Raw genomic sequence first — 9,496 nt, forward strand, 5'->3', positions numbered from 1 at the left:
AAACCAACTTATACCACCAAAAATGCACCAACTCCCACTATCTGAAGACACTATTATTTTTGGATTATTAAGCCTTTGTTTGGGTTTTGTATTCTACACCTCATCGATAAAAAAAGGATTCTGGAAAAAATTCTACAAGGTTATCCCGACACTTTTAATGTGTTATATGCTTCCGGCAATACTTACAAGTACGGGTATCATCTCCGAAGAACATTCTAACCTATATTACATTGCCAGTCGCTATTTATTGCCTGCAGCCTTGGTTCTTATGACCTTGAGTATTGACTTAAAGGCCATTATGAATTTAGGATCCAAAGCGCTTATCATGTTTTTGACCGGTACGGTCGGTATTGTAATCGGTGGACCAATAGCTATTTTAATAGTTTCTATTTTTTCTCCTGAAACCGTAGGTGGCGTAGGTTTTGATGCGGTTTGGCGAGGGTTGACCACAATTGCAGGCAGTTGGATCGGGGGAGGTGCCAACCAAGCTGCCATGTTAGAGGTTTTCCAGTTCAATCCAAAGAAATTCGGTGATATGGTACTTATCGATATCGTTGTTGCCAATATTTGGATGGCCATTATACTGCTCGGCATAGGAAAATCGGACAAAATCGATAAATGGTTAAAAGCCGATAATTCATCTATCGAAACCTTAAAGGCCAAGGTTTCGGCACATACCGAAAAAATAACCAGGGTTACCTCCTTGCATGATTATATAATGATGTTATGCCTTGCATTTTTCGCAGTAGGTATATCCCATTTTTTAGCTGAACATTTTGCCTTGTTTTTAGAGAACACCTTTGAAGTCATAAGAAACAAGGAAAAAGCACTTTCTTCTTTAGGTTCCAAGTTTTTATGGATGGTAGTTTTTGCGACCACCGCAGGTATTCTACTTTCCTTTACAAAGGCCAAAAATTATGAAGGTGCAGGGGCAAGTAAAATCGGTGGAGTTTTCATCTATATTCTGGTAGCGACCATTGGTATGAAAATGGACCTTGGGAGGTTCTTGGAAAATCCCGGCCTTATAGCGGTTGGTATTATTTGGATATCGATACATGCCGGCCTACTTATTTTAGTCGCCAAATTAATAAAAGCACCTTTCTTCTTTTTAGCAGTTGGGAGCCAGGCCAATGTAGGCGGAGCGGCTTCTGCCCCGATCGTAGCTGCGGAATTCCATCCATCCTTAACATCGGTGGGAATACTTTTAGCGGTTTTGGGATATGTGGTCGGTACGGCGGGTGCTTATATTTGTGGACTCCTGATGGAAATTGCCGCGAATGTTTAGCCCATATCCGAACACACCTTGATCAAATGGTAGATTTCAATAAAATTGCCTCCAAAAGATGATCTTTAAAATCAATTATTTTATTGATATTTGCCCCATATATAATCATATTAAATTTGGCGAACCAACAGCCGAGTAACTAGATTCAAATGAAAAAATTTCTATTTTTTGGCTTAATTGCCATTTTTATGACTTCTTGCAAGGAGGATACGACCAAAACCATGTTTTTGACCGGAAATGTAAAAGGACTAAAGAAAGGCACTTTGTATTTACAGCATGTACCCGATTCTACATTAGTTACCATAGATTCCTTGGAAGTGAACGGTGACGGTAGTTTTTCTTTCAAAACAGAATTGGAAAGTCCTGAAATCTTCTATCTATACTTGAACAAAAAGGACTACAACGATGTTAATGATAGGATCAGCTTTTTTGGTGAACCGGGCAACATTACCATAAATACAAGTTGGAACACCTTTGATACCAATGCAAAAATAGAAGGCTCCGCCACAAATTTGAAACTTGAGGAATATCGTAAGATCATGACCCGATTCAATAAGAGAAGCCTGGAAATAGTACAGGAAACCGCCAATAGTGAAGTACCACTGGATTCCGCCCAATTGGATTCCATTCAAAAACTATCCGAAAAGAATATACAAAAAGGGTATGCGTTCGCTTTGAATTTTGCCATGAACAACAAAGACTCGTACATAGCCCCCTATATTGCTTTAACAGAGGTATCCGATGCCAATCTGAAGTATCTAGACTCTATCAACAATTCATTGTCCCCTGAAGTGGCAGCTTCTAAATATGGTAAAGCTCTCCGGAATTTTCTGGACCAGAGGAAAAAGAACCAATAAAAAAAAACATCCCGCCAAGGCGGGATGTTTTTTTATACGATTTAAACTTGTGTTGTTTATTGCAACTTGTTCAATTGTTCTACCAAAGCAGTGGCTTTTTCTTCCAACTCTTTACGAACACTTTTTAAATGTGCTTTTCTATTTTCAACATTTTTCTCATTCACCTTCCCTATCAAAACGTCAAAAGTTTCAATAGCACTGTCGATAATCTTACTTCCTTCTTTAGAGTCATTTTTCCCATTAGCGGTTTCAACAATATATACCGCTTCGATAATATCCCCTAAAACAAAATTTATATCTTTCTTTAAATCTCTAATACTTGCCATTTCTATTTATTTTTTTGCAAAAATACTGTTTTTAGATTCTACTCCTTTAAGTAATCAAACTTATTTCGCTTAAACCGTGACTTCTAGCAACTTAACCCCACTGGTTTCTATCGTAATACTTTCAGAATCGGCAGGAAGCAAAACTGTCTCCCCCTTTTGTATGGCCACGGTACCCGCATTGGTAACGATCTCTGCGGAACCACCGACACACATTAATATCGTGAACGATGACCTTGCTTTAACATCTAAACTTAAATTATTGTCAAGCTGTAAAAAATTGGTCTTAAAGTAAGGGCAATCTACCATGGAATTAACCGTGTCGGACTTCTGATCGTAAACTACCTTAAAATCATCCTTTTTATCATAATCCATGGCATCCAAAGCCAAATCGGTATGTAATTCCCTAAGGTTACCGTTTTTATCTTTTCTATTGAAGTCAAAAACGCGATAGGTAATATCTGAAGTTTGCTGTATTTCAGCCAATAGTACACCTGCTCCGATAGCGTGTATTTTTCCCGTATTGATAAAAAAAGTATCCCCTTCCTTTACCTCTTCGTAGTTCAACAAATCTAGCAAGGTGTCGTTTTCCAAACTTTCGGAATATTCTTCCTTGGTTACGTTTTTATTAAACCCGACAATAAGATTTGCCCCTGGGTCAGCGTCCATAACGTACCACATTTCGGTCTTTCCGAAAGAATTATGCCTTTTTTTCGCCAATTCATCATTGGGGTGCAATTGTATGGAAAGATCTTGTTTGGCATCGATAAATTTTATCAGTATCGGAAAATCCTTCCCGAAACGATCAAAAACATCTTTACCCAATAACCCTTCTGGTTGCTGATCAATAATTTGTTGAAGCGTGGTCCCGGCCAATGGTCCATTCGCCACAGTGGAGATATCGCCTTCTACGGCAGATAACTCCCAACTTTCACCGGTAATATCACTTTCGATAGGTTTTCCCAAAACCTCTTTTAACTTGGTACCGCCCCAAAGACGTTCTTTTAATATCGGTTGAAATTTAAATGGATATAAGTTCATAAAGTTTATTATTTATAAAATTCGTTCAATCATTGATCATTCGCCAGAGTAGGTCACAAAATTCCTTGGTGTTTCGTACAACACCACTTCCAAGTCTTTGGAAGCCTTTATATGTGGCCTGAGTTTATTCCATATAAATACCGCAATATTCTCCGCTGTCGGATTCAGGTGCTTGAATTCGGGCACTTCAACATTTAGGTTCTTATGGTCCAATACATCTTCTATCTTATCCTTTATCAAGGCTTTCAAAATCTTCATATCCATGACAAAACCGGTCTCTTCATCAATTTCGCCATAGACGCTGACCACCATGTCATAATTATGTCCGTGATAATTGGGGTTGTTGCACTTACCGAAAACCTCAGTATTCTTCTCATCGTCCCATTCTGGCCTAAATAAACGGTGCGCTGCATTAAAATGTGCCTTTCTGCTTACTTTAACTTTCATGATTCGTATTATGCATTAAATGGTCAAAGAATTTTTCAAAAATAATCTTGAACCAAACGGTATACCGTTCTGGATGTTCGGCGATATCTTTTTGAATGTCACTTGGCATCATCCATTTGAAATCTGCCACTTCCTCAGGATTTATTTCAGGATTCCCGTTATATGAACCCATCATTACATGATCCAACTCGTGCTCTGTAAGTCCGTTATCAAAAGGAGCCTTATATATGAAAGAAAACAATTCCCTTAATTCAGCCGTAAAACCCATTTCTTCTTGCAGTCTTCTTTTACCTGCCTCAATATTGGTTTCGCCAACCCTCTGGTGGCTGCAACATGTATTGGTCCAAAGTAAGGGTGAATGGTATTTGTGTGCCGCTCTTTGCTGAAGCATGGTTTCCCCTTTATCGTTCATGATAAAAACCGAGAATGCCCTGTGCAGCATGGCCTTTTCGTGGGCTTCCATTTTGGGCATGGTTCCGATTTGTTCATCGTTGGTATTTACAAGAATGACTTCTTCTTCCTTCATTCTGTAAAAATAAGACCTTTACCTAACTTTTAAGTTAAGCCAACTATAAAAAATACGGATATAAGAAAGAGTAGTAAATAATTTAGAAAAACCTGGGTGACTTTACGAAACCTTTGGTACTAATAAAATCATATCTGAATATGATTTCAAAAGACCCATCGTTAAAAGCTGCATTACCCAATTCGGTCGTTTCGCGATCATAGGCCAATCCTATTAAAAGGGATTCGCTCACATTAAAACCGAACATTCCACTGAAGGCGGCATCCCAACGGTAAGCACCACCAAGTATAAATTTATCGTTGAGCATAAAATTCGCTGATAGATCCACCTGTAACGGTGCCCCTTGCACCAATTTGGAGAGTATGGTCGGTTTAAACTTTAGATTGGGGTTCAAATCGAAAACATAACCGGTAATAAGATAATAGTTCATTTGTTCTTTGGCGGTCGACAAGGATGATTCCTCAAAATGGGTGGTCTGTAAAAACCTAGGCACTGATAAACCCGCATAGAACCTATCTGTATGGTAATATACACCAGCCCCGAAATTTGGGGAAAACTTATTATCTATATCTTGCTGTAAGGTTTGATCCGGTGCATATTGGTTGAGTTCTGAATACCTTATATCCAATAAATGTCCACTGGCCTTTAACCCAAAACTTAGTTTACCCTCTTCCGAAGTCTTTAGGGTATATGAAAAATCTACGTCCAAATATGTTTCTGAAGTAGGACCTATCTCGTCATTCACTATCGACAATCCCAAACCTAACCCTTTATAGCCAACTGGGGAATGTATATTCAATGTCTGGGTTTTCGGCGCTCCATCAAGGCCTACCCATTGCGACCTGTGCAAAGCAGCAATGCTCACGTGCCCCCTAGAACCTGAATATGCCGGATTAACACTCACTGTATTGTACATATACTGGGTATATTGGGCATCTTGCTGGGCCTGTACCTCATTTAAGAAGAACAACACCGCAACACCAATAAAAGTCAGTATTCGCATTACTATTGAAATATGTTTCAAAGTATTCGCCATAATCATTATCTGTTAATATAAATGTATCCTGAAAGCGTTACGGTCTTACCGGTTATATCTTCATAATCAAGAATATAGAAGTAGGTACCTACAGGCAACTTATTATCTTTCTCAACGGTAACCCTTCCTTCCGAGGTGCCATCAAAAACATTACCGTTTGTATTGTACGCCTTGGTCGTATAAACCAGCACACCCCATCTATTATAGATTCTTAGTGTGTTGTTCGGATAATTCTCCAATCCTCCGATTACCAATACATCATGTACACCATCTCCATTCGGAGTTACAACATTAAAGACCTCTACTTCCTCTTCTGGAGTGTTTGGCTCAAGGTAATCAGGTATACCATTGGCATCATTGTCATCATTGGAATAATCCCCATCACCGTTCAAGTCTTCATCAATAGTCAATATTGAATCATTGTCATCATCAATATCCCTATAATCAGATTCATTATCGCCATCTGTATTCGGAAGGTCCATATATGGATCATTATACTTATCATTAACATCTATGTCAATTGTAGCATCTCCTTCATAAGCGTCATCCAATCCGTCATTATCCTTATCGGAACCTATCCAGATGACATCGGCCAAACCATCATGGTCATAATCATGCCCCTCAATAGCATCCGGTATATTGTCATTATCACTATCGTCATCCAAATAATCCGGCATACTGTCTCCATCGGTATCCACAGGGAACAACCCTAAAACACCATCTTCATAGGCATCATCAAGCCCATTGGAATTCGCATCTATCAGACTTGGTAATATATAACCTTCGGTTGTCTGTGCTTCAACATTATCGGGAATACCATCATCATCACTGTCGATATCCAAATAATCGGCAAATCCGTCACCATCACTATCCGTTGGGTTGGTAGATGGGTCCCCATCCCCATCCATATCAAGATCCTCAAAGCTATCCAAGATACCATCATTGTCCGAATCCAGGTCAACAGCATTGGAAACAACAACCGTAACGGTTGCCGTACTGCAATTTGAAGCCCCATCACATATGGTATAGGTAAAAGAGTCATTACCGGTAAAACCATTGTCTGGCGTATAGTTTATCGTATCATCCGAAGGATCGTTCGGCGTACCATTATCACTATGTATAACAACCCCGTTCGTAGCATTTATATTAGAAAATGTTCCTATAGTCGGAATGTCATTATCATTGTCCAAAACAGGAATATCTATAGTAGTTTCAGTTTCTGTGGCCACTGCATCATCTATAGCGTCGATAATTGGTAATACATCTATAGTTACGGTCGCAGTACTACAATCACCGGATTGGTTACAAACAGTGTAATCAAATGTATCTGGACCATTATAATCGGCATTGGGAGTATAGGTGACTATATCATCCGATGGATCGTTAGGGGTTCCATTTTCATTGATTGTCACCTCCCCGTTCAATGGGTCGGTCGTCGTCAAGGTTCCCGTTGTTGGCAAATCGGAATCGTTATCAAATATATCAACAACTAGAGGTTGGTCTTCATCGGTAGATACGATATCATCTACCAAGTTTGCTGCCTGATCGATACAGACGACCGTGAAGTTGGGTAGTTCAAAACTATTCCCGGCCTTTGTAACTGTCGCCGTATAACGCTGAACTGTAAGTGAGGACACTACCATTGGACTTGTCTGGTCACCAGAAACAGCCGGACTCCAGCTAACTGTTGCCCCAGAAGACAAATCCACATTGGAAGAAATATCCAAGGTAACCTCATTATCCGGTGAACTGCAATTGGTTACAATAAAATAGCCGGAAGCATTGGAACCACATAAAGTACCATCATAGGTTGCGAAATAGATGCCAGGTTGGGTTACCTCATAATAAGAATTCGTCCCCAAGACAGTTGCTGTATCAGAGGCTTCAAACCAACGGTAATTATGTTGATCAGAATCATTCGGAGCCTGTAATAAAAACTGGGCGTTTGATACAGTAATCCCCAGTAATGTAAATACAATACTGAGGAGAAGCTTTTTATATGTAGGTGTTAGTTTCAAACTGATTTGGGCTAATGGTTCTGTATTACTTAACAACAAATACTACATTGATCAATGAATTGTAATCTGCAGGTTGTCCTATGATCGTATATGTCAATACTCCAGCGGGAGAAATATTCATCGTACTTGTATTGAATACCGTAGGATCGGCATACGTTACATGATAGTCCAATTCTGTTGCAGAATAAGTTGGTATTGATCCTCCACTACTTACTACAGGTGAGCCAAACTGTGCAATATACTGCGCATGTAGATCAATTGAGAACGTACCATTTGTAGATGCATCAACGGCAATGGAAGGGGGATAGAAAACCCTGGAGGATTTCAATGTATTTACTTCAACCAAATCACCGTCGGCCTCAACAGCCATTAATGAAGTACCTGAACCTGTAACAGCATTGGATCCATAATCAGAAAAACGTACTGTACCATTCTCAACATCCAATTTTGCATCTGGAGAACTTGTACCAATACCTACATCACCTTGAGTAAAAATATCATCGGTTATAGCATCAGGAGCGGAAGTCCCACCAACCTCATACCAATCATGGTCGGACAAAGAACTAAGATCAATTGTTTTTTCCGCTTCCCCGTCCCTTTCCAATGAAAGACTCAGTGTATTGCCGACTAGTGAAAACACGTCAACTTTTTGGTTATCAGTATTTACACTACTTATGTTTACTGTTTTTGGAGTATTGTTTTGTTCATTCAAGGTTAATACCGAACCATCAAAAGCAAGATTGGTTACCAATTCGTTACCAATTACTTTATCCGCATCGGCATTATCGGATGCCGTAAGTTCTGCATCTGTTGCGAATGTGCCATCAAGATTGATTGTTCTATCTGAAAGTCCATCATTTGAAATGGACAATTCTAAAGTTGTACCGTTTAAATTGAATTTGTCAGGATATTGATTATCGGTATTTACCCCACTAATATCAACTGTTTTAGGTGTGTTCCCCCCTTCATTCAAAGTAATAACCCCTGAATTATAGGTCATGGATGTGACCGTTTCATTACCGATCAATGAATCTGCATCGTCAACATTGTCAACATCGGAAACATATAGACCGTTCGCATCTACACTAAGGGCATTGCCAGCCGTTGTGCTGATTTCCGCACTGAACACCGTCCCGGTTAAAACCAAGCCTGTGCCTGCCGTATACTGTGTATCATTATCGGTTGCACTTGCCAGAGCTTCGATTGCCCCCTGTACATCGGTTGCACCAAGAGTTGCCGTGCTATCATCGAAAGTAACCTCGCCCGCATTCTGATCATCAGTTGCAAGAAGACCACTACCACTTACACTAAGAGCATTGTTCGTTGCCGGGTCCACTACCGCCGTGAACACATTGCTCCCATTTAAATTCAATCCGTTCCCTGCCGTATACTGGGTATCGGTATCAACACCTGCAGTGATATCCGACAATGGAACACTTACGGTATTACCATTCTCTATACTTATTTCTAAATTTGAACCATTTACCTGAAAGTTTTGTAAATCCTGTTCATCCGTATCAACCGTTGCATCCGGCACATCGATGGTAAAGTTTGGATAGGTCCCGCCTACCGTTACATTACCATTACCACCATCAACGATACTTACCGTTTGGTCTGGAGAAGCATTGCTAACCGTGTACGCCGTATTGTTTCCTGAAGTTGACGCACTTACAGTAATATCCGAACCTGCAACAACACTCGTTGTTAATTCATTGGCCGCTACTTCTGCATCCGTAGCCAAACTTGCGTCCGCACTGAACACCGTCCCGGTTAAAACCAAGCCTGTGCCTGCCGTATACTGTGTATCATTATCGGTTGCACTTGCAAGAGCTTCGATTGCCCCCTGTACATCGGTTGCACCAAGTGATGCCGTACTATCATCGAAAGCCACTTCACCTGCATCCTGATCATCTGTATCAGTAGCATAAAGACCGCTACCACTTACACTAAGAGCATTGTTCGT

Annotated in this window: 9 protein-coding genes; 2 read left to right on the top strand and 7 right to left on the bottom strand. The window is 40.1% G+C overall.

Features of this window, described 5'->3' with window-relative positions; translation table 11 throughout:
• The first annotated feature begins 22 nt into the window (after nt 1-22).
• Together R3X28_RS11130 and R3X28_RS11135 are read left to right on the top strand one after the other, a co-directional pair.
• Nucleotides 23-1,285, top strand: coding sequence for a DUF819 domain-containing protein (locus R3X28_RS11130; RefSeq protein ID WP_154368569.1), 1,263 nt, complete (start codon nt 23-25; stop codon nt 1,283-1,285).
• A 149-nt stretch (nt 1,286-1,434) separates the two neighbouring features.
• On the top strand, nt 1,435-2,142 hold the full coding sequence (locus R3X28_RS11135; protein ID WP_282056117.1) for a DUF4369 domain-containing protein: 708 nt from the start codon (nt 1,435-1,437) through the stop codon (nt 2,140-2,142).
• A gap of 56 nt (nt 2,143-2,198) precedes the next feature.
• Here the strand turns inward: R3X28_RS11135 and R3X28_RS11140 are convergent, their stop codons facing one another.
• From R3X28_RS11140 to R3X28_RS11170, 7 genes are all read right to left on the bottom strand, one after another.
• Entirely contained in the window at nt 2,199-2,468 is a 270-nt protein-coding gene (locus tag R3X28_RS11140) for a hypothetical protein (RefSeq protein ID WP_154368572.1), read from the bottom strand.
• A gap of 69 nt (nt 2,469-2,537) precedes the next feature.
• Nucleotides 2,538-3,506, bottom strand: coding sequence for a type I phosphomannose isomerase catalytic subunit (locus R3X28_RS11145; RefSeq protein ID WP_282056115.1), 969 nt, complete (start codon nt 3,504-3,506; stop codon nt 2,538-2,540).
• Between the two features lie 36 nt (nt 3,507-3,542).
• A complete protein-coding gene (locus R3X28_RS11150; protein ID WP_317664324.1) occupies nt 3,543-3,953 on the bottom strand; it encodes a 6-pyruvoyl trahydropterin synthase family protein in 411 nt (136 codons plus the stop codon).
• Nucleotides 3,943-4,479, bottom strand: a complete 537-nt coding sequence (gene idi, locus R3X28_RS11155) for an isopentenyl-diphosphate Delta-isomerase (protein WP_154368578.1) — start codon at nt 4,477-4,479, stop codon at nt 3,943-3,945. The genes R3X28_RS11150 and idi overlap by 11 nt, the downstream gene beginning before the upstream one ends.
• Before the next feature lie 82 nt (nt 4,480-4,561).
• Entirely contained in the window at nt 4,562-5,482 is a 921-nt protein-coding gene (locus R3X28_RS11160) for a type IX secretion system membrane protein PorP/SprF (RefSeq protein ID WP_154368625.1), read from the bottom strand.
• A 38-nt stretch (nt 5,483-5,520) separates the two neighbouring features.
• Nucleotides 5,521-7,533, bottom strand: coding sequence for an Ig-like domain-containing protein (locus R3X28_RS11165; protein ID WP_317664325.1), 2,013 nt, complete (start codon nt 7,531-7,533; stop codon nt 5,521-5,523).
• A gap of 25 nt (nt 7,534-7,558) precedes the next feature.
• On the bottom strand, nt 7,559-9,496 hold a 1,938-nt coding region (locus R3X28_RS11170; protein WP_411556606.1), incomplete at its 5' end, for a beta strand repeat-containing protein.

Origin of the sequence: Maribacter sp. TH_r10 (genome assembly GCF_033101095.1) — a bacterium.
GTDB lineage: Bacteria > Bacteroidota > Bacteroidia > Flavobacteriales > Flavobacteriaceae > Maribacter_A > Maribacter_A luteus.

What these genes read in the sequence shown, in the direction of transcription:
- R3X28_RS11160 (WP_154368625.1), bottom strand. Translation starts at nt 5,482, where the DNA reads ATGCGAATACTGACTTTTATTGGTGTTGCGGTGTTGTTCTTCTTAAAT.
- R3X28_RS11150 (WP_317664324.1), bottom strand. Translation starts at nt 3,953, where the DNA reads ATGAAAGTTAAAGTAAGCAGAAAGGCACATTTTAATGCAGCGCACCGT.
- R3X28_RS11145 (WP_282056115.1), bottom strand. Translation starts at nt 3,506, where the DNA reads ATGAACTTATATCCATTTAAATTTCAACCGATATTAAAAGAACGTCTT.
- idi (WP_154368578.1), bottom strand. Translation starts at nt 4,479, where the DNA reads ATGAAGGAAGAAGAAGTCATTCTTGTAAATACCAACGATGAACAAATC.
- R3X28_RS11135 (WP_282056117.1), top strand. Translation starts at nt 1,435, where the DNA reads ATGAAAAAATTTCTATTTTTTGGCTTAATTGCCATTTTTATGACTTCT.
- R3X28_RS11140 (WP_154368572.1), bottom strand. Translation starts at nt 2,468, where the DNA reads ATGGCAAGTATTAGAGATTTAAAGAAAGATATAAATTTTGTTTTAGGG.
- R3X28_RS11130 (WP_154368569.1), top strand. Translation starts at nt 23, where the DNA reads ATGCACCAACTCCCACTATCTGAAGACACTATTATTTTTGGATTATTA.